Origin of the sequence: Pseudomonas sp. F01002, from assembly GCF_004402115.1 — a bacterium.
Classification (GTDB): Bacteria; Pseudomonadota; Gammaproteobacteria; order Pseudomonadales; family Pseudomonadaceae; genus Aquipseudomonas; species Aquipseudomonas frigoris.
The window spans coordinates 186,436-212,909 of the sequence record NZ_SOPU01000032.1 but is presented as its reverse complement, the minus strand read 5'-3'; the positions used below and the strand labels follow the sequence as shown (position 1 = coordinate 212,909).

The window sequence follows — 26,474 nt, the reverse complement described above, 5'->3', positions numbered from 1 at the left end:
CCGAACATACGAGCAAAACGAGTTTTATATGACTGACAAAGACGTAACTAAAGTAAAGCGCAAAGGCACGTTCAAGAGCGCCCCGCTGCCAGTAGAGGTTCCAACCGGCCCTGAGCTGCGCGGCGAAGAGCTGGTCAAGGTTGCCGTAGCGGCCCTGGAAGACGTGAAAGGCCAGGACATTCAGGTAATCGACGTTCGTGAAAAGCAGAGCATCACTGACTTCATGATCATCGCTACCGGTACCTCCAACCGCCAGATCGGCGCGATGCTGGACAAGGTCCGCGAAGCCGTCAAAGCCCTGGGCGTCAAGCCACTGGGTGAAGAAGGCAAGGGCGACAGCGACTGGGTGCTGCTGGATATGGATGATGTCATCGTGCACATGATGACCGCTTCGGCTCGTCAGTTTTACGACCTGGAGCGTCTGTGGTCCGGTGCAGAACAGAGCCGTGCTCTGAACGCGGCTCACCACAGCCCGGAAAACACCCATGAGCACTTCGTCAAGCTCAACAAAGACCAGCAATAAGGGACCGCTGTGCGACTGCGACTGATCGCCGTCGGTTCACGCATGCCCAAGTGGGTGGAAGAAGGCTGGCATGAATATGCCAAGCGTCTTCCGTCCGAGCTGGCGCTGGAACTGGTGGAAATACCGCTCAACACCCGTGGCAAGAACGCCGACGTGGCGCGCTTCATCCGTCAGGAAGGCGAAGCCATGCTGGCCAAGGTCGGGCCGAACGAGCGTGTTGTGACCCTCGAAGTCCACGGCAAGCCATGGAGCACCGAGCAGCTGGCGGTCGAGCTCGATCGCTGGCGGCTGGACTCGCGCACGGTGAATTTCATGGTCGGCGGCCCCGAAGGGCTGGCGCCGGAAGTCTGTGCCCGGGCCGATCAGCGCTGGTCGCTCTCGCCGTTGACGTTGCCGCACCCGCTGGTGCGAATCCTGATCGGCGAACAGCTGTATCGTGCCTGGACAGTCCTGTCCGGCCACCCTTACCACAAGTAGTTCTGCCCTCATGCCCCAGCCGATCCGCATCAAGGACCACGAAAAAGACGCCCGTCTGGTGCGTGGCCGCGTCGTGTTCGGGGCAATTGCGGTCGTGACGCTGATCGGTGTGCTGATCGCGCGGCTGTATTTCCTTCAGGTGATCCAGTACGAGTACCACTCGACCCTGTCGGAAAACAACCGCGTCCATGTGCAGCCGATTCCGCCGACTCGGGGCTTGATCTTCGATCGCAATGGCGTGGTGGTGGCGGATAACCGGCCCAGCTTCAGCCTGAGCATGACCCGCGAGCGCTCCGGCGACTGGCAGCAAGTACTCGACGTCATTGTCGAAGTGCTGGAGCTGACGCCCGAGGACCGAGTGATCTTCGAGAAGCGCATGCGTCAGGGGCGTCGGCCGTTCGAGCCGGTGCCGATCCTGTTCGAGCTGACCGAAGAACAGATCGCCCGCATCGCGGTGAACCAGTTCCGTCTGCCGGGCGTGGAAGTGGTCGCGCAGCTGGTTCGTCACTATCCGCAGGGCGCGCACTTTGCGCATTCGGTGGGATATATGGGGCGGATCAACGAGAAAGAGCTCAAGTCTCTGGACCCGGTGAGTTACAGCGGCACCCATCAAATTGGCAAAACCGGCATCGAGCGCTTCTACGAGCCCGAATTGCACGGTCAGGTCGGTTACGAAGAAGTCGAGACCAACGCCCGTGGCCGCGTGCTGCGGGTGCTCAAACGTACCGAACCGGTTTCCGGCAAGGACATCGTCCTGAGCCTGGACATCAAATTGCAGGAGGCCGCCGAAGCTGCACTCGGCGGTCGCCGTGGCGCAGTGGTGGCGCTGGACCCGAAAACCGGCGAAGTCCTGGCGATGGTCAGTCAGCCGAGTTTTGACCCGAACCTGTTCGTCACCGGCATCAGTTTCAAGGCCTATTCCGAGCTGCGCGATTCCATTGATCGGCCGCTGTTCAACCGCGTGCTGCGCGGCCTGTACCCGCCGGGTTCGACCATCAAACCGGCAGTGGCAATTGCCGGCCTGGATTCTGGCGTTGTGAACGCGTCGAGTCGGGTGTATGACCCCGGCTATTACCAGTTGCCCAACTACGATCACAAATACCGGAACTGGAACCGTACCGGTGACGGCTACGTCGATCTGGACACGGCGATCATGCGGTCCAACGACACCTACTTCTACGACCTGGCCCACAAACTGGGAATCGATCGCTTGTCGGCGTACATGAGCAAGTTCGGCATCGGCCAGAAGGTATCGCTGGACATGTTCGAAGAGTCGCCGGGGCTGATGCCTACACGTGAGTGGAAGCGTGCAACCCGGCGTCAGGCCTGGTTCCCGGGCGAAACGCTGATTCTGGGGATTGGTCAGGGCTACATGCAATCAACGCCATTGCAACTGGCCCAGGCCACGGCGCTGGTCGCGAACAAGGGTGTCTGGAACCGTCCGCACCTGGCCAAGACCGTCGAAGGCGAGCGGCCGAAGGATGAAAACCCGATGCCGGACATCATCCTGCGTGACCCGTCTGACTGGACCAAGGTCAACCACGGCATGCAACAGGTGATGCACGGTGCCCGGGGTACGGCACGCAAAGCGGCGATCGGCGCTCAATACCGCATCGCGGGCAAAAGTGGTACGGCTCAGGTGGTCGCGATCAAGCAGGGCGAGAAGTACGACCGCTCCAAGGTTCAGGAACGCCATCGCGACCACGCCTTGTTCGTCGGCTTCGCACCAGCCGACAATCCGCAAATCGTGGTGTCGGTGATGGTCGAGAACGGCGAGTCCGGTTCCGGCGTCGCAGCGCCCGTGGTACGTCAAATCATGGACGCCTGGCTTCTGGACCAGGACGGTCGGTTGAAGGCCGAATACGCCAGCCCTATCAGTGCGGAGGCTACGGCCCGTGAAGAGTAATTTCGATCGCATCCTCTCCAGCGAGGATGTGATGCGTCGCCGCGCGACGCTGTTGCAACGCATGCACATCGACGGGCCGTTGCTGATCCTGCTGCTGACCCTCGCCGCCGGCAGCCTGTTCGTGCTGTATTCGGCCAGCGGCAAGAGCTGGGATCTGCTGGCCAAGCAGGCCACCTCGTTCGGCATCGGCCTGGTGTCGATGATCGTCATCGCCCAATTCGAGCCGCGCTTCATGGCCCGTTGGGTGCCAGTCGGTTATGTCCTCGGCGTGCTGTTGCTGGTGGTGGTGGATGTCATGGGCCACAACGCCATGGGCGCCACACGCTGGATCAACATTCCCGGGGTGATCCGCTTCCAGCCCTCGGAGTTCATGAAGATCCTGATGCCGGCGACCATCGCCTGGTATCTGTCCAAGCGCACCTTGCCGCCGCAGCTCAAGCATGTGGGCGTCAGTCTGTTTCTGATCGGCTTGCCGTTTATCCTGATCGTGCGTCAGCCCGATCTTGGCACTTCGCTGCTAATCCTCGCCGGTGGCGCTTTCGTGTTGTTCATGGGCGGCTTGCGCTGGCGCTGGATCATCAGCGTAATCGCCGCCGCCGTGCCGGTGGCCGTCGCGATGTGGTTCTTCATCATGCACGACTACCAGAAACAGCGAATCCTGACCTTTCTCGATCCGGAAAGCGATCCGCTGGGCACTGGCTGGAACATCATTCAATCGAAAGCCGCCATCGGCTCCGGCGGTGTGTTCGGCAAGGGCTGGCTGCTCGGCACCCAGTCGCACCTGGACTTCCTGCCGGAAAGCCACACCGACTTCATTATTGCGGTCATGGGCGAAGAATTCGGCCTGGTGGGTATCTGCGCACTGCTGCTGATTTACCTGCTGTTGATCGGCCGCGGACTGGTGATTACTGCCCAGGCCCAGACATTGTTCGGCAAATTGCTCGCGGGCAGCCTGACCATGACGTTTTTTGTTTACGTTTTCGTCAACATCGGTATGGTCAGTGGCCTGTTGCCGGTTGTGGGGGTGCCGTTGCCGTTCATTAGCTACGGAGGAACTTCGCTGGTGACGCTGCTGTCAGCGTTTGGGGTTTTGATGTCGATCCATACCCATCGTAAGTGGATCGCTCAGGTTTGAATAAGGTGAAGATTTCAATGCAAGTAATGCGTGGCTGGGCGACTCGATATGCGCCATGGGTCGGCCTGGTAAGCATCCTTGGCACAGCGCAGGAAGCGTTGGCCGGCGATTACGAAGGCTCACCGCAGGTGGCCGAATTCGTCGGTGAAATGACCCGCGACTACGGTTTTGCCGGTGAACAGCTGATGGGCGTGTTCCGCGAAGCCGAGCGCAAGCAGTCGATTCTGGACGCGATCTCGAAACCGGCCGAGCGGGTCAAGCAGTGGAACGAGTATCGCCCGATGTTCATCACCGACGCGCGCATCGCCCGTGGCGTGGACTTCTGGCGTCAGCATGAGGCGGTACTGGCCCGTGCCGAGCAGGAATACGGCGTGCCGGCGCAGGTCATCGTCTCCATTATCGGCGTTGAGACCTTTTTCGGCCGCAATACCGGCAATTTTCGAGTAATCGACGCCTTGTCGACCCTGGGTTTCGACTATCCTCCCCGTGCCGAATTTTTCCGCAAGGAATTGCGTGAGTTCCTGTTGCTGGCCCGGGAAGAGCAGGTCGATCCGCTGACCCTCAAAGGCTCTTACGCCGGCGCGATGGGTTTGCCGCAGTTCATGCCGAGCAGTTTTCGCGCCTACGCGGTGGACTTCGACGGTGACGGCCACATTAATATCTGGACCAATCCGGACGATGCCATTGGCAGCGTCGCCAGTTATTTCAAGCGTCACGGCTGGGTCGCCGGTGAACCGGTGGTCAGCCGCGCCGATGTGCGTGGCGAACACGTGGACGAAGGTTTGACCACGGGCATCGAACCGACTAAAACCGTCGGGGAGTTGCGGGCGCTGGGGTGGTCAAGTCATGATGCGCTGCGCGATGATATGCCGGTCACGGCTTTCCGCCTGGAAGGTGACAATGGCCCCGAATACTGGATGGGCCTGACGAATTTTTACGCAATCACGCGTTATAACCGCAGCGTGATGTACGCCATGGCCGTACATCAACTGTCTGAACAGCTGGTCCAAGCACGGGGCGTCAAGTAATGCGGGCATTGCCTATGAATAAACCCCTGAAGCTGATGGCATTCGCCGCGTTGGCGGTGCTGGTCGCCAGTTGTTCGACCAGCCGTGCGCCGACCCAGAAGTCTTCCACCGCCGTGCGCGCAGCGCCAGGCCTGGACATCAACCGCGCGCACAAAGATGGCGCGCCGTGGTGGGACGTCGATGTATCGCGCATCCCGGATGCCACGCCGACCCTGCATACAGGTCCTTATAAAGCCAACCCATACACCGTGCTGGGCAAGACTTATTTCCCGTTGCAGGAATCCAGGACCTACGTGGCCTCGGGCACTGCGTCCTGGTATGGCACCAAGTTCCACGGTCAGAACACCGCCAATGGCGAGGTTTACGACCTGTACGGCATGAGTGCTGCTCACAAGACCTTGCCGCTGCCCAGTTACGTTCGGGTGACCAACCTGGACAACAACAAGAGCGTAGTCCTGCGAGTCAACGACCGCGGGCCGTTCTACTCGGACCGAATCATCGACTTGTCCTACGCGGCCGCCAAGAAGCTCGGCTATGCCGAAACTGGTACCGCGCGGGTCAAGGTCGAAGGCATTGACCCGCAGCAATGGTGGGCAGCCAAAGGCCGTCCGGCGCCTTTGATGCTTAACGAGCCGCAAGTCGCGCAAAATAGCGCCCCGACGATTACGGCGTCGGCCGGCACCGTCGAACAATGGACGCCACCGCCGCAGCAACACGCCGCGGCCGTTGTGCCCGTGCCGATCGATGCAAAAAAAAACGCTTCTGTACCAGCCTCTGGCCAGTATCTGCAGGTGGGCGCGTTCGCCAACCCGGACGCTGCAGAGCTCCTGAGATCGAAGCTCAGCGGGATGGTGAGCGCTCCGGTGTTCATCAGTTCGATCGTGCGCAATCAACAGACGCTGCATCGGGTACGCATGGGGCCGATCGGCTCGCCGGGTGAAATCCAGCAAGTGCAGAACAGTGTGCGAATGGCCAATCTCGGTTCGCCGAGCCTGGTCACTGCCGAGTAATACGTAGTACTTGATTGACGGTTCGCTTGCGGTTTGGGGGGCGAACCGGGTTGTTGGCTCGTTAAAGAACAAAAGCCCGGCAAGGGTTACAGAGTGAACGACTGAACACGCGATGACCCGTTAGAAGGTCATCTGATTAGTTTTGCCTTCGGGCAGTTTCCATTAGCGATTTCGAGAGACGGATGAACATCACCACCTTTGCCAAACGCCTGTGCCTGCTAGTCCCGCTGCTCCTCTCGCCTGCCGCTTTCGCGGTCGAGATGATGCCGTCGCCACCGCAACTGGCCGCCAAAGCCTACGTACTCATGGACGCCAGCAGCGGCAACGTGCTGGTGGAGAACAACGGTGACCAGCGTCTGCCGCCGGCCAGCCTGACCAAGCTGATGACCGCGTACATCGCGACCCTGGAAATCCGTCGTGGCCAGATCGGCGAAAACGATCCGGTGACCGTCAGCGAAAACGCCTGGCGTACCGGCGGTTCGCGGATGTTCATCAAGGTCGGCTCGCAAGTCACTGTCAGCGACCTGCTGCACGGCATCATCATTCAGTCGGGTAACGACGCCAGTGTTGCGCTCTCCGAGCACATCGCCGGCAGCGAAGACGCCTTCGCTGACATGATGAACAAAACCGTGGCCGATCTGGGCATGACCAACAGCCACTTCATGAACCCGACCGGTCTGCCGAACCCTGAGCACTACTCGTCGGCTCACGACATGGCGGTGCTGGCTCGCGCGATCATCCACGAAGACCCAGCTCACTACGCGATCTACTCGCAGAAAGAGTTCTTCTGGAACGGCATCAAGCAACCAAACCGTAACCTGCTGCTGTGGCGCGACAAAACGGTCGACGGCCTGAAAACCGGCCACACCGACGAAGCCGGCTATTGCATGGTGTCTTCGGCTGTACGTGATGGCATGCGCCTGATCGCCGTGGTGTTCGGCACCAGCAGCGAAGTGGCTCGCGCCTCCGAAACCCAGAAGCTGTTGACCTACGGTTTCCGCTTCTTCGAAACCCAGACGTTCTATCAGAAAGGCGCCGAGCTGGCTCAGGCTCCTGTCTGGAAAGGCATCACCAATCAAGTCAAGGCCGGCCTGGCTGAAGACCTGACCATGACCCTGCCAAAAGGCCAGCTGAAAAAGCTCGCCGCCAGCATGACCATGAACCCGCAACTGGTTGCGCCAATCGCCAAGGGCGACGTAATCGGTAAAGTCGAAGTGAAGCTGGACGACAAAGTCGTGCATAGCGCTGATCTGATCGCTCTGGACGCGGTCGACGAGGGTGGTATCTTCCGCCGCATGTGGGATAGCATCCGTCTATTCTTCTACGGCTTGTTCAACTGAATTAGTGTGGACTTGCATGGCCCTGTTCCAATCCGGAACGGGGCCATGTCCGTTGCCACGGCTTACGAGGCCGTTACGCCATGACAGACAACGAAGTAAAGGCGCCAAAAATCGAATTCCCCTGCGCGGATTACCCTATCAAGGTGATCGGCGACACAGGCGTGGGTTTCAAGGACAAGATCATCGCAATCCTTGAGAAACACGCGACCGTTGACCACAAGACCCTGGCCGAGCGCCAGAGTACCAACGGCAAGTACACGACCATCCAGCTGCACATCATCGCCACCGGTCAAGAACAGCTGTACGACATCAACAGCGAGTTGCGGGCTACCGGTTTCGTGCACATGGTGCTGTGATGTCTGGCACGCTGGGCTTTCGCGAGCTCGGCCAGATGGCTTACGAGCCGGTCTGGCATGCCATGCAACGCTTCACCAACGAGCGCGGCAGCGATGCCGCGGACGAGATCTGGCTGGTCGAGCATCCACCGGTGTTCACCCAAGGGCAGGCCGGCAAGGCTGAGCACTTGTTGCTCCCGGGGGATATTCCGGTAGTAAAGGTTGATCGCGGTGGTCAGGTGACTTATCACGGTCCCGGCCAATTGGTGGCCTACCTGTTGCTCGATGTGCGCAAGCTGGGTTTCGGCGTGCGTGACCTGGTCAGCCGCATGGAACAATGCCTGATCGAGTTGCTGGCCAGCTACGGCGTGACCGCCGTGGCCAAGCCGGATGCACCGGGTGTCTACGTCAATGGGGCGAAAATCGCTTCTCTGGGTCTGCGGATCCGCCACGGTTGCTCCTTTCATGGCCTGGCCCTGAACGTGGACATGAACCTGGAACCGTTTCGACGGATTAATCCCTGCGGCTACGCCGGGCTGGCGATGACCCAGCTGAGCGATCACGCAGGATCGATTGAATTTGCCGAGGTAAGTGCCCGGCTGCGCGCGCAGCTCGTCAAACACCTCGACTATGCTGAGCAGACGACCCTAACGGGCGGAATCGACTGATATGACTACTGATGCAGTGCAAACCATGATCCCGACGCTGGATGTCACCGAGCGTCCGGCCCCGCGTGCCAAGGTTGAAGCCGGCGTCAAGCTGCGCGGCGCCGAGAAGGTTGCACGTATCCCGGTGAAGATCATTCCGACCACCGAACTGCCGAAGAAACCTGACTGGATTCGCGTGCGTATCCCGGTTTCCCCGGAAGTCGACCGCATCAAGGCCCTGCTGCGCAAACACAAGCTACACAGTGTGTGCGAAGAGGCGTCCTGCCCGAACCTGGGCGAATGCTTCTCCGGCGGCACCGCGACCTTCATGATCATGGGCGACATCTGCACCCGTCGCTGCCCGTTCTGCGACGTTGGCCATGGTCGTCCGAAGCCACTGGACACTAACGAGCCGGAAAGCCTGGCCATCGCCATCGCCGACCTGAAACTCAAGTACGTGGTGATCACCTCGGTTGACCGCGATGACCTGCGTGACGGTGGTGCCCAGCACTTTGCCGATTGCATCCGCGAGATCCGCAAGCTGTCGCCGAACGTACAGCTCGAAACCCTGGTTCCGGACTACCGCGGTCGTATGGACGTTGCACTGGAAATCACCGCTGCCGAGCCGCCGGATGTGTTCAACCACAACCTGGAAACCGTGCCGCGCCTGTACAAGGCCGCGCGTCCGGGTTCGGATTACCAGTGGTCGCTGACCCTGCTGCAACGTTTCAAGCAGATGATGCCGCACATTCCGACCAAGTCCGGCCTGATGCTGGGTCTTGGCGAGACTGACGAAGAAGTGATCGAAGTCATGAAGCGCATGCGCGAACACGACATCGACATGCTGACCCTGGGCCAGTACCTGCAACCGTCCCGCAGCCACTTGCCGGTCCAGCGTTTCGTGCACCCGGACGTGTTCGCCTGGTTCGCCGAGGAAGGTTACAAGATGGGCTTCAAGAACGTCGCTTCCGGCCCTCTGGTACGTTCCTCGTACCACGCCGACGAGCAGGCGAAACTGGTCAAGGCCGAGCTGATGTCGTCCTGATCGGCTGCAAGACATGAAAACGCCCGCAAGGCATTGCGCCTTGCGGGCGTTTTTTTGCCTTGCCCACGGCAATCAGCGCTTTTTCCTGCAACCTGCGGGGCGACTGACCCTCTTCTGTTTGTCCCCGTTCCTGACTACTGTGTGCTGAAGTGTTCACGCAGGGAGATTCATGGATGACCGTTCGACCGACCCACACGCTTTGTCCTCATGCACCCGTTCCGGCTTTACCGTCGCAAGGGCTGATCGGCGTTATTGCGCCCGCTGGTCCCGCACCGTTGGACGCCGATAAAGCCATCGCCTGGATGAGCGCTCGCGGATATTCACTGCGGATTTTCCCTGGCGTGTACGAGAAAGATGATTATCTGGCCGGCAGCGACGATGCTCGGCTCAATGACCTGCACGCGGCGTTTGCCGACAGTGAGGTCGACGCCATCATTTGCTTGCGTGGGGGTTACGGTACGCCGCGGTTGCTCGATCGCATCGACTTTGAACTGCTGCGCAACAATGCCAAGCCGTTCATCGGCTACAGCGACATCACCGCGCTGCACTTGGCGATCAGCCGTTATGCGGGCTTCGTGACCTTTCATGGCCCGATGCTCAACGCCGACCTGCTGGGTGACAAGCAAAAACCTACCGAGTCTTCATTCTTCAACATGCTCAGAGGACAGGTGAAGGCCGGTAGCGTGTTAACGCACCCGGTGGCCTACCCGTTGACCACAATCGAGCCTGGTATCGCTCACGGGCGTTTGCTGGGGGGCAATTTGTCGCTGATTGCAGCGACCATGGGCACGCCGTATGAGTTGGATGCCGAGGGCGTCATCCTGTTTATCGAGGACATCAACGAGCCGTTGTATCGGATCGACCGGCTGCTGACTCATCTGCGTCTGGCCGGCACGCTGCACAAGCTGCGCGGGGTTTTGGTGGGGGATGTGGCGGGGGTTGATACGGTTTCTCTGGAGCGCTTGCTCAAGCAGACCTTTGCGCCGTTGCGGATACCGGTGTTGTCCGGGTGGCGCAGCGGGCATTGCGATCCGAACCTGACGTTGCCGATGGGTGCGCTGGTCAGGTTAGATGCGGGGAACAAGGCGTTGGTGTTGGAGCAGGATGTGGTCGTCAGGCGCTAGATAGTGGTTGCTTATTAGTCAGTCTTCGCGAGCAAGCCCGCTCCCACAAGGGATACGCGGTGCCAATGTGGGAGCGGGTTTGCTCGCGAAGGCGGCATCCGCCATACGGCTGACTATCGGTTACGCAGTCCTTCGAGCAACTTGTGCGTCGGATACCCATCCGCCGGCCAGCCAAACGACTGCTGGGCGCTGCGGATCGCTTTGCGGGTATTGGCGCCGATAATGCCGTCGGCGTTGCCTGCGTCATAGTTCTGCGCGCTCAGCAGGCTTTGCAGTTCGATCCGCTCGGTACGGCTCAGCGGCAAATCATCTTTCGGCCATGTGCCGTTGATCAGACCGGCACCGTTGAAACGCTCGGACAACAGGCTAACGGCCAAGGCGTAGGACGACGAATTGTTGTACTTGAGGATCGCGCGGAAGTTGTCGAGGACCAGGAACGCCGGGCCACGGTAACCGGCCGGCAGCAGCAGGGCGGCTGACAGGTGTTCGGAGCCTGCCGGAACCTGGCCGCCATTGGGCAGGGTGACGCCCAGTTGCAGCCATTCAGCGACGCTCTTGCGAATCGTGCCATCGGCCAGGATGTAGTTGAAACTGCCCGGCAGCTGTACTTCAAAGCCCCACGGCTGGCCTTTCTGCCAGCCCGAGCTTTGCAGGTAATGCGCCGTCGAGGCCAGCGCGTCGGCCGGGCTGCCCCAGATGTCGCGGCGGCCGTCGCCATCGAAGTCTACGGCGTGGGTGTTGTAGGTGGTCGGGATGAACTGGGTCTGGCCCATGGCACCAGCCCAGGAGCCAAGCATTTTCTCCGGCTCGATATCACCCTGTTGCAGGATCTGCAGGGCGGCGATCAGTTGCGCGTGGGCAAACCCGGGGCGCCGACCTTCATAGGCCAGGGTCGCCAGGGAATTAATCACCGACTTGTTGCCCTGAAACTGCCCGAAGTTACTTTCCATGCCCCACACCGAGACCAGTGCCTGACGATCGACGCCGTAGCGCTGTTCGATGCTTTGCAGGATGTCGGCGTACTGGTCGGCCAGTGCCTGACCATTGCGTACCCGCAGCGGCGAAAGCGCACCGTCGAGGTATTCCCACACCGGGCGGGAGAATTCTGGCTGGCTGCGGTCGGCGCGGATCACGCTGGTGTCGAGGCTGACATTGGCGAAGGCGCGGTCGAACAGATCGGCGCGGATACCGGCGGCCAGAGCGTCCTTGCGGAAACCCGCCTGCCATTCGGCGAAGGTCTGGGTTGGCTGGATGTCGAGGTTTTCACCGGTCGGCACCACGGGCGGAATGACCGCAGGGGCTGTCGCGACGGGGAGGGTCTGAAGCGGCTTGGCGTCGGCTGCGGTCGGTTTTTCCGCGCAGGCGACTAGCAAAACGAGGCTGGAGGCAGCTATCAGTTGGCGCAGGGGCCAGCGACGGGAAATACAAAGGGGCATGCACGGGTCCAGGGAGTACGAATCAGGTGCAGACCTTAACATGTTGAGCGAGCGCTTGCCTTTCAGGCCGCCAGAAAGTAAGAAGCCTCCCAGCTATTAGACTGGAAGGCTTCGCGGCGGTAGCTGCCTTTGCCCTTGCCGGCTGGTTCCTGACGGCTGCGGAACAGTGGCTGGGCGATGATGGATTTGGCCTTGTTGGGGCCATGTTTCGATGGCTTTTTGCTCATGATGATTTCTCGCAAGTGAGTGGGTTTTGCGGGGCAAATCATCGGCCGAACCAAGGGTTCTGTCTATAGGGCAAATGCAGGTGTGATTTGTAGGAAGAAAAATCAAAAGATCGCAGCCTGCGGCAGCTCCTACATGGGATTGCGTACATCTGTAGGAGCTGCCGAAGGCTGCGATCTTTTGATCTTATTCTGCAGGCAACGACAATCTTTGGCCGGCCATCAACAACGACAATCGACTGAGGCTCATCCACGGTGAACCGGCCGCCTGGCCTTTGATCTGTGCGTCGATGCGCTGAGCTTCCAGTAATAGCTGCGCCCAGCGTTGCGCCGAGTAGCGTTGCAAGGCTTTGCTCATCAATGGTTTGCGTTTGTCCCAGACCGGCGGTCGGGCAGAGCTGAAGGCTTTGTCCAGCGGCACGCCCTGGCTGTACTGCAGCGACAGGTTGGCCAACAGACGCAGCTCCCGGGCCAGCGCCCAGAGAATCACCGGTGGTTCGACGCCTTCACCGCGCAGGCCTTCGAGCATGCGCAGGGCATGAGCCGCTTCGCCGTTGAGAATCGCATCGGTCAGGCCAAAGACATCGAAGCGCGCACTGTCGGCCACCGCCGCTTGCACGGTTTCGACGGTGATCTGACCACCTTCGGCCATCAGCTTGAGCTTTTCGATTTCCTGGGCTGCCGCCAGCAGGTTGCCCTCGACCCGTGCGGCGATCAGCTCGACGGCGTCCTGACTGGCGGAAAGCCCGGCCTGGGACAATCGTTGACGGATCCAGCTCGGCAACTGGTTGGCCTCTATCGGCCAGATTTGCACGAACTGGGTCTGCTGGCCTTCGACCAGCGCCTTGCCCCACTTGGTTTTCTGCGCACTGCCATCAAGTTTCGGCAGGCTGATCAGCAACACCGTGTCTTCGGCGGGCCGTGAGCAGTACTCGATAAACGCGGCAGCGCCTTTGTCACCAGGTTTGCCGGACGGCAGACGCAGTTCCAGCAGGCGCTTTTCGGCAAACAGCGACATGCTCGCGCCGGCTTGCAGCAACGTTCCCCAGTCGAAACTGGCGTCGGCGGCGAAGACCTGGCGCTCGTCGAATCCCTGTTGGCGGGCGGCGGCACGAATGGCATCGGCGGCTTCCTGACACAGCAGTGGGTCATCGCCACTGATGATGTAGACCGGCGCGAGGGCACCTTGCAGGTGTTTGGCGAGTTGGGCGGGGGCGAGTTTCATAGGCGAGGGCGAACGGGGCGCCTGAGCGCCCCGTAAGTCTTACTGCTGCGGCAGTTCGATTGGCGACTGGCGCGGGGTTTGCGCTTCAGCCTTCTGCGCCGCTTCCAGTGCATCGGCTTCAGCCTTGGCTCTGGCTTCGGCGGTCTGTTGCAGCTGATCCAGCTGGGTCGGCGTGAGCTGTTGCAGGCGCAGCATCATCTGTTGAACCAACTCACGACGCGTGTCTTTGCGCGCATCACTCGCTTCCTGGTCGGAACCCGCCAGGTTGTTGCCGTCGTGCATGAAGACCTTCTGCACTTCGAGCTTGTCGCTCAGCAGCGAAAGGTTGCGCCCACCACGGATATCGTAGTTCAGCACCGTAGTGACCTGGTACTCGCCAGTGCGACCGGCACCTGCGTAGCTGAGAATGCGCTGGCTTTCCTGCTCATCGGTCAGCACCAGTTTGTAGGGGGCGCCGGTGTAAACCTTGACGCCGCTGCTTTCGAGTACCTGGCGCAGTTGAGTCACGGTTTCGCCGTAGGCGTTGCGGGCGCTCAGGTCGAGTTCCTTGATCGCCAGTTCAGTGGTGCCGGTGCCGCGCAGCTGGAAACCGCAGGCGCTCAACAGGACCGCAAGGCCCATCACCAGCAAATTGCGTTTGATCATCTTGTTGCTCCCCTTGAAACCATGTGGGCCGATCTTGCGGCCCGAAAGGTTTTACTCGGCGCCAGGTATGACCTGGCGCCTGATCCAATTAGCTGGCGACGATATTGACCAGTTTCCCGGGCACTACGATCACTTTACGAATGGTCAGACCGTCGACAAAGCGCAGCACGTTCTCGTTGGCCCGTGCGGCGGCTTCGACTTCTTCGCGGCTGGCGCTGGCGGGCATTTCGATGTGGCCGCGCAGCTTGCCGTTGACCTGGATGACCAGTTGCAAGCTGTCCTGCACCAACGCGCTTTCGTCCAGCACCGGCCAAGCGGCGTCGATCACCGGATCGGCGTGACCCAGGCGATGCCACAGCTCATGGCTGATGTGCGGAGTGATTGGCGCCAGCAGCAGGACCACGGTTTCCAGACCTTCGTGAACCAGCGCGCGATCCTGTTCGGTGCCTTGCGGGGCTTTTTCCAGCACGTTCATCAGCGTCATCACCTGGGCGATGGCGGTGTTGAATTTGTGGTTCTGGCCGACGTCGTGGCTGGCCTGCTTGATGGCCTGGTGGATCGAACGGCGAATGGCTTTCTGATCGTCATTCAGGCCGGCGACGTCCAGTTTGCCCGGCAGGCCCTGAGTGACGTGGGCTTGAGCCAGGCGCCAGACACGCTTGAGGAAGCGGTGCGAACCTTCTACTCCGGAGTCGGACCATTCCGCGCTCATGTCGGGTGGCGAGGCGAACATCATGAACAGGCGGCAGGTGTCTGCGCCGAACTGGTCAATCATCGACTGTGGGTCAACGCCGTTGTTCTTCGACTTGGCCATCTTCTCGGTGCCACCGATTTCCACCGGCAGGCCGTCTGCGATCAGCTTGGCGCTAATTACTTTGGCTTTGCTGTCGCGTTCGAGTTCGACGTCCGCCGGGTTGAACCACGTATAGGCACCGTTGGCTTCGCGACGATAGTAAGTCTCGGCGATCACCATGCCTTGGGTCAGCAGGTTCTTGAACGGCTCATTGGAGCTCACCAGGCCTTCATCGCGCATCAGCTTGTGGAAGAAGCGCGCGTAGAGCAGGTGAAGAATGGCGTGTTCGATACCGCCGATGTACTGATCAACCGGCAACCAATGGTCAGCCGCCGCTTTTTCCACCAGACCGCCTTCATAGTGCGGCGAGGCGTAACGGGCGTAGTACCACGAGGACTCGACGAAGGTGTCCATGGTGTCGGTTTCACGCTTGGCCGGTGCGCCGCATTTCGGGCAGCTGCACTCGTAGAACTCAGGCATGCGCGCCAATGGCGAACCAGCGCCGTCCGGTACGACGTCTTCCGGCAGCAAGACTGGCAACTGATCTTCCGGGACCGGCACATCACCGCAGGTGTTGCAGTGGATGATCGGGATCGGGCAGCCCCAGTAGCGCTGGCGGCTGATGCCCCAGTCGCGCAGGCGGAACTGGGTACGCGAGGCGCCGAGGTTCTTCTTGATCAGCGCGACTTCAATAGCGTCGAACGCACCAACGAAGTCCAGGCCGTCGAACTCACCGGAGTTGATCAGCGTGCCGTACTCGCCATAAGCGTCCTGCCACGGAGCCGGGTTGGTGTCACCGGAGCTGGTGCGCACCACGGACTTGATCGGCAGGTTGTACTTGGTGGCGAACTCGAAATCACGTTCGTCATGAGCTGGTACTGCCATGACCGCGCCATCGCCGTAGTGCATCAGCACATAGTTGGCGACCCACACCGGGAGTTTCTCACCGGTCAGCGGGTGCTCGACGAACAGCGAAGTGCGCAGGCCTTTTTTCTCTTGAGTGGCGACGTCGGCTTCGGCGACGCTGCCGCCCTTGCATTCAGCGATGAACGCTTGCAGCTCAGGGTTGTTCTGCGCGGCCAGGGTGGCCAGATGGTGTTCGGCGGCCACGGCAACGTAGGTTGCGCCCATCAAGGTGTCCGGACGGGTGGTGAAGACTTTCAGTGCGCCGGTTTCGCCGATGGAGTCGACGTTGTACGGGAACTGCACTTCCATGCCGCGGGATTTACCGATCCAGTTGCGCTGCATGGTCTTGACCTGTTCGGGCCAGCCCGTCAGTTCGTCGAGGCTCTCCAGCAGCTCATCCGCGTAGGCGGTGATCTTGAAGTAGTACATCGGGATTTCGCGCTTTTCGATCAGCGCGCCGGAACGCCAGCCGCGACCGTCGATCACCTGTTCGTTGGCCAGAACGGTCTGATCGACCGGGTCCCAGTTCACGGTGCCGCTTTTTTTGTAGATCACGCCTTTTTCGAACAGGCGAGTGAACAGCCATTGTTCCCAGCGGTAGTAATCAGGCTTGCAGGTGGTGACTTCGCGGGACCAGTCCACCGCCAGGCCCAGGCTGCGCAGCTGGGTTTTCATGTAGGCGATGTTTTCGTAGGTCCACTTGGCGGGCGCTACGTTGTTCTTCATCGCGGCGTTTTCCGCCGGCATGCCGAAGGCATCCCAACCCATGGGTTGCAGGACGTTCTTGCCTTGCATGCGCTGGTAGCGGGAGATCACGTCGCCGATGGTGTAGTTGCGCACGTGCCCCATGTGTAGCTTGCCGCTGGGGTAAGGGAACATCGACAGGCAGTAGAAAGTCTCCTTGCCTGGCTGTTCACTGACTTCAAAGGACTTTTGCTCGTCCCAGAACGACTGGGCGGCGGCTTCGATTTCACGGGGCTGATATTGTTCGTGCATGGCTACTTTTGAACTGAATAGGGGTGGCCTAATCCTCTTCAATGCAACGCTGGACGGTCATCACGCCAAATCGGCGTTTCGGTGCCCGGACGAGCTGGAAGTGGAGTTACAGGAAGCGCCGTAGCATACATGACCGCACTCTACCGAGGGAAACCCTGATTACTGCTGCGGGTCGCCCAAAAACCGCTGCGAGGGCCGTTGGTCGCAGCATTCAGCCGGTTTGTTCATGGAAGCTAAGCTCTAAATGGGGAGTGAGTCTTATCTTCAATGAGGTGAGGGATGGTTGAGTCACGGCAAAAAGTTACAAAACCGGAGCTGTACGAAAGACTGATCGATCGTCTGGGAATGGCCCTGGACGCGGCAAAAACCGCTGGCCGGTTACGCGATGAGCGTCCGCTGGAACTGGAATTGCGTGGCTTGAGCCCCGCAGAGTTTGCACTGGTCCAGGCGTATCTCGATCGCAGTGAACGTGAGACACATGGATGCTTGTCAGAAGCAGTGAAGCAACTCGACGCACCACGTTCGGCCAAGATCATCTGGCTCAAGGACAAGGTTCCCGGCAGGGACGCGGTAAAGGTCCGGTCTTTGCAATTCAAGTAAGGACACTGGAAGTAATGTCTGATGTATTTGTGAAGCATAGTCCTTCCGTATTTGTTGTCGCATTGCGTCAACCCACTTAGGCTTCGGGCATCTTTTTGGAGATGCTCGATGCCTTTTCGATATTTCGTTAAACAACTCCTGTTGCCGCCCGGCATTCTTTTGCTGCTGTTGGTGCTTGCCTGGTGGTTGCGTCGCTCAAGACCGCGCCTTGCAGGGTTGTGCTTTGCGCTGGGCGTGGGCGGCTTCTGGCTGATGAGCTTGCCGGTGGTGGTGCAGTGGGGCGCCAAGGCGCTGGAGCGTGAAGCGCCGTTGGCCCGCGACGATTGGGCAACGCTGAGTCAGCGCGCCGACGCGATCGTGGTGCTCGGTTCGGGGCGTGAGCGGGGCGATCTGGCATGGGGCGCTGACCAGCCAACGGGCGTGGGCCTGGAACGCGAGCGCTATGCGGCGCGGCTGGCCAAGGCCTCCGGTTTGCCGATTCTGACCAGCGGAGGCCTGCATTACGGCACCCCGCCAACCGAAGCGAAGTTGATGGCGGACTCGCTGCACGATGATTTCGGCATGGCAGTGCGCTGGCAAGAAGGGCGCAGTCGCACGACCTGGGAGAACGCGCAGTTCAGCGCGCAAGTGTTGTTGCCGGAAGGGATCAAGCGCGTGGTCGTCGTGACTCAGGCCTGGCACATGCCACGAGCGGTCTGGAGTTTCAAAAAGGCAGGATTTGAAGTGGTGCCAGCACCAGTGGGGTTTTTAGGCGTGGACAACGCCCGGCCACTGGGTGGCTGGATGCCGGAATTCAAGTCGATCTGGCAGAGCGGGCAGTTGTTGAATGAGGCGGTGGGGCAGATCGGGTATTCGTTGTTTTACCGCTGAATATCAAAAGATCGCAGCCTCGTTTCACTCGACAGCTCCTACAGGGGATTGCGTACTCTGTAGGAGCTGTGTAGGAGCTGTCGAGTGAAACGAGGCTGCGATCTTTTTACTGGCGCCGCAATACCTAAACGGTCTTGGCCATCCGGCTAGCCACCAGCGCCCAACCAGACAGCAACACGCAAACAATGATCAGCGGCCACGAACGCCATTCCAGATAAGGCGTCAGGTTGTGCATGGGCACCACTTCACCGTACAAAATGCCGCGCTCGAACTGCGGGATCTGGACAGTGATCTGGCCGAACGGGTTGATCAAACCGGTCACGCCGTTGTTGGTGGCGCGGATCATCCAGCGACCGGCCTCCAGTGCGCGCATCTGCGCCATTTGCAAGTGTTGCAGCGGGCCGATGGACGTGCCGAACCAAGTGTCATTGCTGATGGTCAGCAGCAGATCGCTACGCGCCGCAAGGCTGGCGGCGAATTCCGGGTAAACCACTTCGTAGCAGATAAACGGCGCAATTTGATAACCCTTGGCCTGCAGCATCGGCTGATCGGCGGGGCCGCGGGCAAAGTCCGACATCGGCAGGTCAAAGAAGGCGATCAGTCCGCGAAGCACGTCTTGTAACGGAACATATTCGCCAAACGGCACCAGCTTCTGTTTGAGGTAAGTGCCATCGCCTTCACCTGCGACGGTGATGCCGTTGTAGAAACGCTTCTGGTGATGGACTTCCTCGCGAATCGGTACGCCGGTAATCAGCGCGGACTTACGCTCTGCTGCGAAGCTTCCCATCATGTTCAGGTAGCCCTCGGCGGACTCCTTGAGCACCGGAATGGCCGTTTCCGGCCAGATCAGCAAGTCGACCGGTTTCGAGCTGAAGCTCATGTCGCGGTACAGCGCCAACTGCGCGTTGAGCTGCGCCGGGTCCCACTTCATGCTCTGTTCGATATTGCCCTGAATCGCCGCGACACTCAGCGGATCACCCGCCGGGGTTGTCCAGGCGTGTTCCTTGAGCGCCATGCCGGCCACCCAAGGGCCGACCAGCAGCAACACACCCGCGGCGATGAAACCTTTGCGGCCAGTGCGCACCAGGCGCAAAGCGTTGTAGATCAGCGCGGCCGTCAGGGCCAGGGTGAAGGAGATCAGCCACATCCCGCCGAGTGGCGCGAGCCCGGCCAACGGGCCGTCGAGCTGGCTGTAGCCGGAATAAAGCCAGGGGAAACCGGTCAGGAACCAGCCGCGAAAGGCTTCCTGGCCGACCCACAGCGCCGCAAACGCCAGGGCATCAGCCAGCGGCGCTTCGTTACGGCGCAGCCAGCGTGCCCAGATCCAGGCGGGCAGGGCGAAGAACCAGGCAATCGCCGCCGTGAAGATCAGCATCAGGAAAGCGGCCAGCAGCACCGACGCGCCACCGAAGTGGTGAATGCTGTAGTAGATCCAACTGGTGCCAGCGCCAAAAAGGCCGAAACCGAAACACCAGCCACGGCCCAGGGCCTGACGGGGGTTCAGCTCGCGTAAGCCGGCATAGAAGAAACCGACCGCCAGCAGTGCCAATGGCCAGATATCGTACGGCGCCAACGCCAGGGTGGTGATTGCACCGGCCACCACGGCCAGCAGGTTACCGGGCCAGCCGGGGCGGGTCAGACGATGCATTTCAATCCTTAGAGTTACCGGGCGATAGGTGTCAGGCGCAGCAGGTGAATCCGACGGCTGTCGGCGTTCAGGATGCGGAAGCGATAAGGGCCGATTTCAGTGATTTCGTTGCGTTTTGGCAGGTGCCCGAACGCGCTCATCACCAGACCGCCGACAGTGTCGAATTCGTCATCGGAGAATTGGCTGTCGAAGAACTCGTTGAAGTTCTCGATCGGCGTCAGGGCCTTGATCAGGAAATCACCGCTGGGCAGCGGCTTGATGTAGCTGTCTTCTTCGACGTCATGCTCGTCTTCGATGTCGCCGACGATCTGTTCCAGCACGTCTTCGATGGTCACCAGGCCCGCCACACCGCCGTATTCGTCAATGACGATGGCCATGTGGTTGTGGTTGGCGCGAAACTCGCGCAGCAGCACATTCAGGCGCTTGGACTCAGGCACGAAAGTGGCCGGGCGCAGCAGGTCCTTGATGTTGAAGCTGTCGCCGTTCTCCTTGAGGATCAACGGCAGCAAGTCCTTGGCCAGCAACACGCCCATCACGTCATCGTGGCTTTCGCCGATCACCGGGTAGCGGGAGTGGGCCGAGTCGACCACGGCAGGCAGGAACTCGCGGGGTGTCTGGGTCGCCTTGATGCTGATCATCTGCGAGCGCGGGACCATGATGTCCCGTACTTGCAGGTCAGCAACCTGGATGGCGCCTTCGACGATGGCCAGCGCTTCGCTGTCCAGCAACTTGTTTTGGTGTGCATCGCGCAGCAGCTCCAGCAGCTCCTGGCGGTTCTTCGGCTCGTGGGCAAAAGCCTGGGTGAGCTTACCCAGCCATGACTTTTGCCCGTTGCTCGATCGATCTTCGCTCATAGCGATTACTCTGAATCCTTTGTTGTAACGATAGGGGATGCGTCTGTTTCGTCGTCCGCATACGGGTCGGGATAGCCCAACTCTGCAAGCAACGTTCGTTCCAGTGCTTCCATTTCTTCGGCTTCATCGTCATCTATGTGGTCGTAACCCAACAGATGCAAGCAGCCGTGAATGACCAGATGAGCCCAATGGGCCTTGAGTGCCTTGCCTTGTTCGGCGGCTTCGCGCTCGACCACCGCCACGCAGATCACCAGATCGCCCAGCAGCGGGATGTCGAGAAACTCGTCGGGCACATCGGCAGGAAACGACAAGACGTTAGTGGCGTAATCCTTTTGCCGCCAGGTGTGGTTCAGCTCGCGAGCTTCCTCTTCATCGACCAAACGGATGGTCATTTCGGAGTCGGCTGTGCGCTGGCGCAGCGCCAGTTCGCACCATTGGCGGAACTCGGCTTCGCTTGGGGCAGGCGCTTCGGTAGCCAGTTGCAGATCAAGCTCAAGCATCGCGGCGGCTGTCCTTTGGGGCTTCATCGGTCACGCGATTCTCGAAGCGCTCGTAGGCTTCGACGATGCGTTGCACCAGTGGATGGCGTACAACGTCTTTGGGCATGAAATGGGTGAAGCTGATGCCCGGTACGTCCTTGAGCACTTCGATCACATGGTGCAGCCCGGACTTGGTGCCTTTCGGCAGGTCGACCTGGGTGATGTCACCGGTGATGACTGCGGTAGAGCCGAAGCCGATCCGGGTCAGGAACATCTTCATCTGCTCGACGGTGGTGTTCTGGCTTTCGTCGAGGATGATGAAACTGTTGTTCAAGGTGCGACCGCGCATATAGGCCAGCGGCGCAACTTCTATCACCTGACGTTCGATCAACTTGGCGACGTGCTCGAAGCCGAGCATTTCGTAGAGCGCGTCGTAGAGCGGGCGCAGGTACGGGTCGATCTTCTGCGACAGGTCGCCGGGCAGGAAGCCGAGCTTTTCGCCCGCTTCAACCGCTGGGCGCACCAGCAGAATGCGGCGAATCTGCTCGCGTTCCAGCGCGTCTACCGCGCAGGCAACGGCCAGATAGGTCTTGCCGGTACCGGCCGGGCCGATGCCGAAGTTGATGTCGTTACCGAGGATTTCCTTCACATAGCGCAACTGATTCAAGCCGCGAGGGCGAATCATGCCTTTTTTGGTGCGCAGGGCGACGGAAGGTTCGGAGGGGGAGACGTTGTCCAGCTCTTCGACGGCCGATTCCTGCAGGAACAGGTGAACCATGTCCGGCGACAGCTCGGTACCCTTGGTTTCCCGGTACAGGCGGCGCAGGAGGTTTTCCGCGGAGGTGGTGTGCTTGGGTTCGCCGATCAGTTCGAACTGGTTTCCGCGGTTGCGGATCTCGATGGTCAGGCGCTGTTCGATCAAGCGCAGATGCTCGTCGAATTGCCCGCACAGATTGGCGAAGCGGCGAGCTTCAAAAGGCTCGAGGATAAAACGATGTGGTTCTATGGGTGCGTTCAAGGTCGTATTTAGCCGCCCTGGGGCAATTAAGATGAAATCAAGGATAACGCCAGTGGCCTGGGTGCGAAAGGTCTTATGCAGACCAATCTGATTCGAGCGTCTGGCGCGGTCCCTGTGGGAGCGGCGGTGCGACGATTCGACTTGCTCGCGAAGAGGGCGTGTCAGTCGACATTGATGTGGCTGACACTCCGCTTTCGCGAGCAAGCCCGCTCCCACATTGATTTGTGGTGATTATTGGATCAGCGAGCCCCGCAGCGAGTGCGGCTGAGCGGCATCAATGTGCACATCGGCGAACTGACCAATCAACGTCGGATTGTCGCAGCGGAAATTGACGATGCGGTTATTCTCGGTCCGGCCTTGCAGTTCGCCGGGGTCTTTTTTCGAATAATCGGTCACCAGGATCCGCTGGATCGAACCGACCATTTGTCGGCTGATCTCGAAGCCTTGCTGGTTCAGGCGATGTTGAAGGGCGTTCAGGCGTTCTTTTTTCAGCTCTTCCGGCGTTTCGTCGGCCAGATCGGCAGCAGGAGTACCCGGGCGCTGGCTATAGACGAACGAGTAGGAGAAGTCGAAGCCGACGTCTTCGATCAGCTTCATGGTCTGTTCGAAGTCTTTCTCGGTCTCACCCGGGAAGCCGACGATGAAGTCCGAACTGATGCAAATCCCCGGCACAGCGGCCCGCAGTTTGCGCAGTTTGGATTTGTATTCCAGCGCGGTGTGGTTGCGCTTCATCGCCGCCAGGATTCGGTCCGAACCCGACTGCACCGGCAAGTGCAGGTGTTTGACCAGTTCCGGCACGTCGGCGTGAGCCTGGATCAGGCTGTCGGAGAACTCCAGCGGGTGTGAGGTGGTGTAGCGGATGCGGTCGATGCCATCGACGGCGGCCACCACCCGGATCAACTCGGCGAGATCCGCCAGGCGTCCATCGTGAGTGGTCCCACGGTAACCGTTGACGTTCTGCCCCAGCAGGGTCACTTCACGCACGCCGTTTTCGGCCAGGTGCATGATCTCGGCGATCACGTCATCGAAAGGTCGGCTGACTTCTTCGCCGCGGGTGTAAGGCACCACGCAGAACGTGCAGTACTTGCTGCAGCCTTCCATGACCGACACGTAGGCGCTTGGGCCATCGATGCGCGGTTCGGGCAAGTGGTCGAACTTTTCGATTTCCGGAAACGAGACGTCGACTTGCGGCAGCTTGGTAGCGCGGGCGGCGTCGATCATTTCCGGCAGGCGGTGCAGGGTCTGCGGACCGAAGACTACGTCCACGTACGGTGCGCGATCGCGGATAGCCGCGCCTTCCTGGCTGGCCACGCAACCGCCAACGGCGATGACCATGTCCGGGTTTGCCAGTTTCAGTTCGCGCCAGCGGCCGAGTTGGGAATACACCCGGTCCTGGGCGCGTTCGCGGATCGAGCAGGTGTTGAGCAGGATCACGTCAGCATCTTCAGCGCGAGTGGTGACTTCCAGGGCCTGATGTTCGCCCAGCAGATCGACCATGCGCGAGCTGTCGTACTCGTTCATCTGGCAACCGTGGGTTTCGATGTAAAGCTTCTTGGCCATGGACAGAGTCATCACGTGATTCAAAGAACCGCGCATTATAGGGAACATGTCCCAAGGTTCCTACCGCTGTGCGTCCGGCGGCTATGCTATAGTTCGCGCCCTCATTTTTATCCCCGATGTGTTGCTCGCCCACCATGACCAAACGTGAAGCTCCAATCTACAAGGTGATTTTCCTCAATCAGGGCCAGGTGTACGAAATGTATGCCAAACAGATCTATCAAAGTGATCTGTGGGGCTTCCTGGAAGTGGAAGAGTTCGTCTTTGGCGAGCGCACGCAAGTGGTCGTCGATCCGAGCGAAGAGAAGCTCAAGGCTCAGTTCGAAGGCGTTGTGCGCAGCTTTGTGCCGATGCATTCGATCGTGCGGATCGACGAAGTCGAGCGCCTCGGCACACCGAAAATCAGCGAAGCCCGCGGCGCGGTCGGCAATGTCATGCCGTTTCCGATGCCGATGCCTGAGAAGTAAGCCTCAAGACCGAGTTGCTCCCACATTTGATTTGTGTACGACGCAGATCAAATGTGGGAGCGGGCTTGCTCGCGAAGGGGTCAGAAAGATCGAAGCAGAATTCAAGGCAGTGGCGAAAACGGCGTACGCCCATCGGCGCTCTGCAATTCCATCAGGTACTTGCGGAAGATTTGCCCCAGTACCTGAGTAGCCACCTCAAGTTCTTCGCGGGGCATTTTCTCGGCGACTTCGTCGGCGGTGTCCAATGCTTCTTCAGCGCCATTGACCGCCGCCATTTTCAGCACGATATAAGCCTGGACGTTATTGGCCGGTACGCCTTCACCGTGGAAGAACATGGTGCCCAGTTTGAATTGCGCCTGAGCATGGCCTTGCAACGAGGCCTTTTCGAAGTAGCTCAGGGCTTTTTTGAGGTCGCGCGGCGTATTTTTGCCGTCGTAGTAGAACTCACCCAACTCGTATTGCGCTTGGGCATCCCCTTCATCCGACGCTTTCTGGCAGGCGGCGAGAGCCTGTGCCAGGTCTTGCGGCTGAGTATTGAGGGTGCAACGACCCATCGCTGGGATTAACAACGAGTTGCCGCCTGCTTGTGCGAGCGCGAGCAGGGGCTGAAGGAGCAACAGGCAGCCCAATGCAAGGGCGCGGCCGGTGCGGTTCATGGGAATCGACTTACCTCTGAAGGGCGCGCGGATCCATCGAGGGATCCAATAAGCGCGCATTATGAAATAAGCAGGGGCAACCTTACAAAGTCTTTACTCGTTTTTCTGCTGCGCGGGGAATATATCGCCCACTTTGCTGGGGATTTTGAGCAGAAGCGTAGGAATAAGGGCGGAAATGCAGGTGAAAGCTGACGCTGGCAACCGCCAACGTCAGCGGCACAGCGTTATTTCAATGCAGCAAATGCGCGCTCGGCGGCATCCAGCGTCAGTTTCAGCTCGGTTTCGCCGTGAGCGATCGAGGTGAAGCCGGCTTCGAAGGCGCTCGGCGCCAGGTACACGCCGCCTTCGAGCATCAGGTGGAAGAAGCGCCCGAACAGGGCGGCGTCGCTGGCCATCACGTCATCGAAGGTCACGATGTCGTCGGCGCCGCTGAAGTACAGACCGAACATGCCGCCGGCCTGTGTAGTAACGAACGGAATGCCCGCGGCATCGGCGCGTTGTTGCAGCCCATCGAGCAGGCGGCTGGTGTAGTCAGTCAACTCTGCGTGGAAACCCGGGCGGCTGATCAGGCGCAGGGTCGTCAGGCCCGCAGCCATGGCCAGCGGGTTACCCGACAAGGTGCCCGCCTGATAGACCGGGCCCAGTGGCGCGATGTGCGACATGATTTCGCGCTTGCCGCCGAAGCAGCCAACCGGCATGCCGCCACCGATGATTTTGCCGAAGGTGGTCAGGTCAGGTGTCACGCCGTAGTGGGCTTGTGCGCCGCCAAGGGCGACACGGAAACCAGTCATCACTTCGTCGAAAATCAGCACCACGCCATGCTTGTCGCACAGGGTGCGCAGGCCTTCGAGGAAACCTGGCGCAGGCGGTACGCAGTTCATGTTGCCGGCCACTGGCTCGACGATGATGCACGCCACGTCCTGGCCGACTTCAGCGAGCATGGTTTCTACGGCGTCGATGTCGTTGAACGGCAGGGTCAGGGTGTGTTTGGCGAAGGCCGCCGGCACACCGGCCGAGCTCGGCACGCCTTGGGTCAGGGCGCCGGAGCCGGCCTTGACCAGCAGGCTGTCGGAGTGACCGTGGTAGCAGCCTTCGAACTTGATGATGCTGTCGCGGCCGGTGAAACCACGGGCCAGACGGATAGCACTCATGGTTGCTTCGGTGCCGGAGCTGACCATGCGCACCATTTCCATCGACGGCACGATCGAGCAGACCAGATCCGCCATCTGGGTTTCCATCTCGGTCGGCGCGCCGTAGGACAATCCGTGCTCAAGCTGTTTGCGCACGGCGTCCAGCACGTCCGGGTGGCTGTGGCCGAGAATCATCGGCCCCCAGGAACCGACGTAATCCACGTAACGCTTGTTGTCTTCGTCAGTGACGTAGGCGCCTTCCGCGTGTTTGAAGAACAATGGCGTGCCACCAACGCTTTTGAATGCGCGAACAGGCGAGTTCACGCCACCGGGAATGTGTTTCTGGGCATTGGCAAACAACGTTTCGGAACGAGACATGATCGGGCTCTCAAATCAGATT

Annotated in this window: 26 protein-coding genes; 14 read left to right on the top strand and 12 right to left on the bottom strand. The window is 60.1% G+C overall.

The features are described from left to right. Positions 1 to 28: 28 nt before the first annotated feature. The 11 genes from rsfS to E3W21_RS26360 all read left to right on the top strand — a co-directional run bounded on the left by rsfS (position 29) and on the right by E3W21_RS26360 (position 10,570). A complete protein-coding gene (rsfS, locus tag E3W21_RS26410) occupies positions 29 to 523 on the top strand; it encodes a ribosome silencing factor (protein ID WP_046055550.1) in 495 nt (164 codons plus the stop codon). A 9-nt stretch (positions 524 to 532) separates the two neighbouring features. Continuing rightward, positions 533 to 1,000, top strand: a complete 468-nt coding sequence (gene rlmH / locus E3W21_RS26405; protein ID WP_007937439.1) for a 23S rRNA (pseudouridine(1915)-N(3))-methyltransferase RlmH — start codon at positions 533 to 535, stop codon at positions 998 to 1,000. Between the two features lie 10 nt (positions 1,001 to 1,010). Next, positions 1,011 to 2,906 carry a penicillin-binding protein 2 gene (mrdA, locus tag E3W21_RS26400; protein WP_134422470.1) on the top strand — a complete coding sequence of 632 codons (1,896 nt, stop codon included), beginning with the start codon at positions 1,011 to 1,013 and terminating at the stop codon, positions 2,904 to 2,906. Positions 2,907 to 2,937: 31 nt separating this feature from the next. After that, a complete protein-coding gene (rodA, locus tag E3W21_RS26395) occupies positions 2,938 to 4,041 on the top strand; it encodes a rod shape-determining protein RodA (RefSeq protein WP_046055582.1) in 1,104 nt (367 codons plus the stop codon). 17 nt (positions 4,042 to 4,058) lie between these two features. Continuing rightward, positions 4,059 to 5,069, top strand: a complete 1,011-nt coding sequence (gene mltB / locus E3W21_RS26390; protein WP_129440896.1) for a lytic murein transglycosylase B — start codon at positions 4,059 to 4,061, stop codon at positions 5,067 to 5,069. Beyond that, a complete protein-coding gene (locus E3W21_RS26385) occupies positions 5,069 to 6,079 on the top strand; it encodes a septal ring lytic transglycosylase RlpA family protein (protein WP_134422468.1) in 1,011 nt (336 codons plus the stop codon). Before mltB ends, E3W21_RS26385 begins: the two co-directional genes overlap by 1 nt. Positions 6,080 to 6,261: 182 nt before the next feature. After that, complete coding sequence (locus E3W21_RS26380) at positions 6,262 to 7,419, top strand: D-alanyl-D-alanine carboxypeptidase family protein (RefSeq protein ID WP_134422466.1); 1,158 nt, start codon at positions 6,262 to 6,264, stop codon at positions 7,417 to 7,419. Positions 7,420 to 7,499: 80 nt separating this feature from the next. Further along, the gene (locus tag E3W21_RS26375) at positions 7,500 to 7,775 is read left to right on the top strand and encodes a DUF493 domain-containing protein (protein ID WP_129440902.1); all 276 of its coding nucleotides are present in this window, start codon (positions 7,500 to 7,502) and stop codon (positions 7,773 to 7,775) included. Continuing rightward, positions 7,775 to 8,422, top strand: a complete 648-nt coding sequence (lipB, locus tag E3W21_RS26370) for a lipoyl(octanoyl) transferase LipB (protein ID WP_008152829.1) — start codon at positions 7,775 to 7,777, stop codon at positions 8,420 to 8,422. Before E3W21_RS26375 ends, lipB begins: the two co-directional genes overlap by 1 nt. Before the next feature lies 1 nt (position 8,423). After that, positions 8,424 to 9,446 (top strand): lipoyl synthase, encoded by a 1,023-nt coding sequence (gene lipA / locus E3W21_RS26365; RefSeq protein WP_008152832.1) that lies wholly within the window; start codon positions 8,424 to 8,426, stop codon positions 9,444 to 9,446. A gap of 173 nt (positions 9,447 to 9,619) precedes the next feature. Next, positions 9,620 to 10,570, top strand: a complete 951-nt coding sequence (locus E3W21_RS26360; RefSeq protein WP_134422464.1) for an LD-carboxypeptidase — start codon at positions 9,620 to 9,622, stop codon at positions 10,568 to 10,570. A gap of 113 nt (positions 10,571 to 10,683) precedes the next feature. Here E3W21_RS26360 and E3W21_RS26355 read toward each other — a convergent pair whose 3' ends face one another. The 5 genes from E3W21_RS26355 to leuS form a co-directional block, all read right to left on the bottom strand. Further along, positions 10,684 to 12,006, bottom strand: a complete 1,323-nt coding sequence (locus E3W21_RS26355) for a lytic murein transglycosylase (RefSeq protein WP_134422462.1) — start codon at positions 12,004 to 12,006, stop codon at positions 10,684 to 10,686. Positions 12,007 to 12,068: 62 nt separating this feature from the next. Then, the gene (gene arfA / locus E3W21_RS26350) at positions 12,069 to 12,233 is read right to left on the bottom strand and encodes an alternative ribosome rescue factor ArfA (RefSeq protein WP_056744572.1); all 165 of its coding nucleotides are present in this window, start codon (positions 12,231 to 12,233) and stop codon (positions 12,069 to 12,071) included. Between the two features lie 184 nt (positions 12,234 to 12,417). After that, positions 12,418 to 13,455 (bottom strand): DNA polymerase III subunit delta, encoded by a 1,038-nt coding sequence (gene holA / locus E3W21_RS26345; protein ID WP_008152842.1) that lies wholly within the window; start codon positions 13,453 to 13,455, stop codon positions 12,418 to 12,420. A 39-nt stretch (positions 13,456 to 13,494) separates the two neighbouring features. Then, positions 13,495 to 14,100, bottom strand: coding sequence for an LPS assembly lipoprotein LptE (gene lptE / locus E3W21_RS26340; RefSeq protein ID WP_134422460.1), 606 nt, complete (start codon positions 14,098 to 14,100; stop codon positions 13,495 to 13,497). 88 nt (positions 14,101 to 14,188) lie between these two features. Further along, entirely contained in the window at positions 14,189 to 16,795 is a 2,607-nt protein-coding gene (leuS, locus tag E3W21_RS26335) for a leucine--tRNA ligase (RefSeq protein ID WP_134422458.1), read from the bottom strand. A 279-nt stretch (positions 16,796 to 17,074) separates the two neighbouring features. On the opposite strand from leuS, the gene E3W21_RS26330 reads away from it, so the two are divergent. Continuing rightward, entirely contained in the window at positions 17,075 to 17,395 is a 321-nt protein-coding gene (locus E3W21_RS26330) for a hypothetical protein (protein WP_129440912.1), read from the top strand. A 108-nt stretch (positions 17,396 to 17,503) separates the two neighbouring features. After that, positions 17,504 to 18,265, top strand: coding sequence for a YdcF family protein (locus E3W21_RS26325; protein ID WP_134422456.1), 762 nt, complete (start codon positions 17,504 to 17,506; stop codon positions 18,263 to 18,265). A gap of 124 nt (positions 18,266 to 18,389) precedes the next feature. Here E3W21_RS26325 and lnt read toward each other — a convergent pair whose 3' ends face one another. From lnt to miaB, 5 genes are all read right to left on the bottom strand, one after another. Further along, positions 18,390 to 19,913, bottom strand: coding sequence for an apolipoprotein N-acyltransferase (gene lnt, locus E3W21_RS26320; protein WP_134422454.1), 1,524 nt, complete (start codon positions 19,911 to 19,913; stop codon positions 18,390 to 18,392). Positions 19,914 to 19,927: 14 nt separating this feature from the next. After that, the gene (locus tag E3W21_RS26315) at positions 19,928 to 20,767 is read right to left on the bottom strand and encodes an HlyC/CorC family transporter (protein ID WP_008152854.1); all 840 of its coding nucleotides are present in this window, start codon (positions 20,765 to 20,767) and stop codon (positions 19,928 to 19,930) included. A gap of 5 nt (positions 20,768 to 20,772) precedes the next feature. Continuing rightward, positions 20,773 to 21,267: an rRNA maturation RNase YbeY gene (gene ybeY / locus E3W21_RS26310; RefSeq protein WP_134422452.1), complete on the bottom strand. Its 495-nt coding sequence runs from the start codon at positions 21,265 to 21,267 to the stop codon at positions 20,773 to 20,775. Continuing rightward, positions 21,260 to 22,264 (bottom strand): PhoH family protein, encoded by a 1,005-nt coding sequence (locus tag E3W21_RS26305; RefSeq protein WP_134422450.1) that lies wholly within the window; start codon positions 22,262 to 22,264, stop codon positions 21,260 to 21,262. The genes ybeY and E3W21_RS26305 overlap by 8 nt, the downstream gene beginning before the upstream one ends. Positions 22,265 to 22,495: 231 nt before the next feature. Then, the gene (gene miaB / locus E3W21_RS26295) at positions 22,496 to 23,824 is read right to left on the bottom strand and encodes a tRNA (N6-isopentenyl adenosine(37)-C2)-methylthiotransferase MiaB (RefSeq protein WP_166793872.1); all 1,329 of its coding nucleotides are present in this window, start codon (positions 23,822 to 23,824) and stop codon (positions 22,496 to 22,498) included. 134 nt (positions 23,825 to 23,958) lie between these two features. On the opposite strand from miaB, the gene E3W21_RS26290 reads away from it, so the two are divergent. Beyond that, on the top strand, positions 23,959 to 24,288 hold the full coding sequence (locus E3W21_RS26290; RefSeq protein WP_007894425.1) for a DUF1820 family protein: 330 nt from the start codon (positions 23,959 to 23,961) through the stop codon (positions 24,286 to 24,288). Positions 24,289 to 24,389: 101 nt separating this feature from the next. Here E3W21_RS26290 and E3W21_RS26285 read toward each other — a convergent pair whose 3' ends face one another. Next, complete coding sequence (locus tag E3W21_RS26285; protein ID WP_111451157.1) at positions 24,390 to 24,944, bottom strand: tetratricopeptide repeat protein; 555 nt, start codon at positions 24,942 to 24,944, stop codon at positions 24,390 to 24,392. 224 nt (positions 24,945 to 25,168) lie between these two features. Further along, positions 25,169 to 26,452 (bottom strand): glutamate-1-semialdehyde 2,1-aminomutase, encoded by a 1,284-nt coding sequence (gene hemL / locus E3W21_RS26280; RefSeq protein WP_134422446.1) that lies wholly within the window; start codon positions 26,450 to 26,452, stop codon positions 25,169 to 25,171. Positions 26,453 to 26,474 lie beyond the last annotated feature (22 nt).

What these genes read in the sequence shown, in the direction of transcription:
- holA (WP_008152842.1), bottom strand. Translation starts at nt 13,455, where the DNA reads ATGAAACTCGCCCCCGCCCAACTCGCCAAACACCTGCAAGGTGCCCTC.
- E3W21_RS26355 (WP_134422462.1), bottom strand. Translation starts at nt 12,006, where the DNA reads ATGCCCCTTTGTATTTCCCGTCGCTGGCCCCTGCGCCAACTGATAGCT.
- lptE (WP_134422460.1), bottom strand. Translation starts at nt 14,100, where the DNA reads ATGATCAAACGCAATTTGCTGGTGATGGGCCTTGCGGTCCTGTTGAGC.
- E3W21_RS26290 (WP_007894425.1), top strand. Translation starts at nt 23,959, where the DNA reads ATGACCAAACGTGAAGCTCCAATCTACAAGGTGATTTTCCTCAATCAG.
- E3W21_RS26360 (WP_134422464.1), top strand. Translation starts at nt 9,620, where the DNA reads ATGACCGTTCGACCGACCCACACGCTTTGTCCTCATGCACCCGTTCCG.
- lnt (WP_134422454.1), bottom strand. Translation starts at nt 19,913, where the DNA reads ATGCATCGTCTGACCCGCCCCGGCTGGCCCGGTAACCTGCTGGCCGTG.
- leuS (WP_134422458.1), bottom strand. Translation starts at nt 16,795, where the DNA reads ATGCACGAACAATATCAGCCCCGTGAAATCGAAGCCGCCGCCCAGTCG.
- E3W21_RS26325 (WP_134422456.1), top strand. Translation starts at nt 17,504, where the DNA reads ATGCCTTTTCGATATTTCGTTAAACAACTCCTGTTGCCGCCCGGCATT.
- ybeY (WP_134422452.1), bottom strand. Translation starts at nt 21,267, where the DNA reads ATGCTTGAGCTTGATCTGCAACTGGCTACCGAAGCGCCTGCCCCAAGC.
- E3W21_RS26330 (WP_129440912.1), top strand. Translation starts at nt 17,075, where the DNA reads ATGGTTGAGTCACGGCAAAAAGTTACAAAACCGGAGCTGTACGAAAGA.
- hemL (WP_134422446.1), bottom strand. Translation starts at nt 26,452, where the DNA reads ATGTCTCGTTCCGAAACGTTGTTTGCCAATGCCCAGAAACACATTCCC.
- E3W21_RS26285 (WP_111451157.1), bottom strand. Translation starts at nt 24,944, where the DNA reads ATGAACCGCACCGGCCGCGCCCTTGCATTGGGCTGCCTGTTGCTCCTT.
- E3W21_RS26385 (WP_134422468.1), top strand. Translation starts at nt 5,069, where the DNA reads ATGCGGGCATTGCCTATGAATAAACCCCTGAAGCTGATGGCATTCGCC.
- E3W21_RS26315 (WP_008152854.1), bottom strand. Translation starts at nt 20,767, where the DNA reads ATGAGCGAAGATCGATCGAGCAACGGGCAAAAGTCATGGCTGGGTAAG.
- arfA (WP_056744572.1), bottom strand. Translation starts at nt 12,233, where the DNA reads ATGAGCAAAAAGCCATCGAAACATGGCCCCAACAAGGCCAAATCCATC.
- rsfS (WP_046055550.1), top strand. Translation starts at nt 29, where the DNA reads ATGACTGACAAAGACGTAACTAAAGTAAAGCGCAAAGGCACGTTCAAG.
- mrdA (WP_134422470.1), top strand. Translation starts at nt 1,011, where the DNA reads ATGCCCCAGCCGATCCGCATCAAGGACCACGAAAAAGACGCCCGTCTG.
- E3W21_RS26375 (WP_129440902.1), top strand. Translation starts at nt 7,500, where the DNA reads ATGACAGACAACGAAGTAAAGGCGCCAAAAATCGAATTCCCCTGCGCG.
- lipA (WP_008152832.1), top strand. Translation starts at nt 8,424, where the DNA reads ATGACTACTGATGCAGTGCAAACCATGATCCCGACGCTGGATGTCACC.
- lipB (WP_008152829.1), top strand. Translation starts at nt 7,775, where the DNA reads ATGTCTGGCACGCTGGGCTTTCGCGAGCTCGGCCAGATGGCTTACGAG.
- miaB (WP_166793872.1), bottom strand. Translation starts at nt 23,824, where the DNA reads ATGGCCAAGAAGCTTTACATCGAAACCCACGGTTGCCAGATGAACGAG.
- rodA (WP_046055582.1), top strand. Translation starts at nt 2,938, where the DNA reads ATGCGTCGCCGCGCGACGCTGTTGCAACGCATGCACATCGACGGGCCG.
- E3W21_RS26380 (WP_134422466.1), top strand. Translation starts at nt 6,262, where the DNA reads ATGAACATCACCACCTTTGCCAAACGCCTGTGCCTGCTAGTCCCGCTG.
- mltB (WP_129440896.1), top strand. Translation starts at nt 4,059, where the DNA reads ATGCAAGTAATGCGTGGCTGGGCGACTCGATATGCGCCATGGGTCGGC.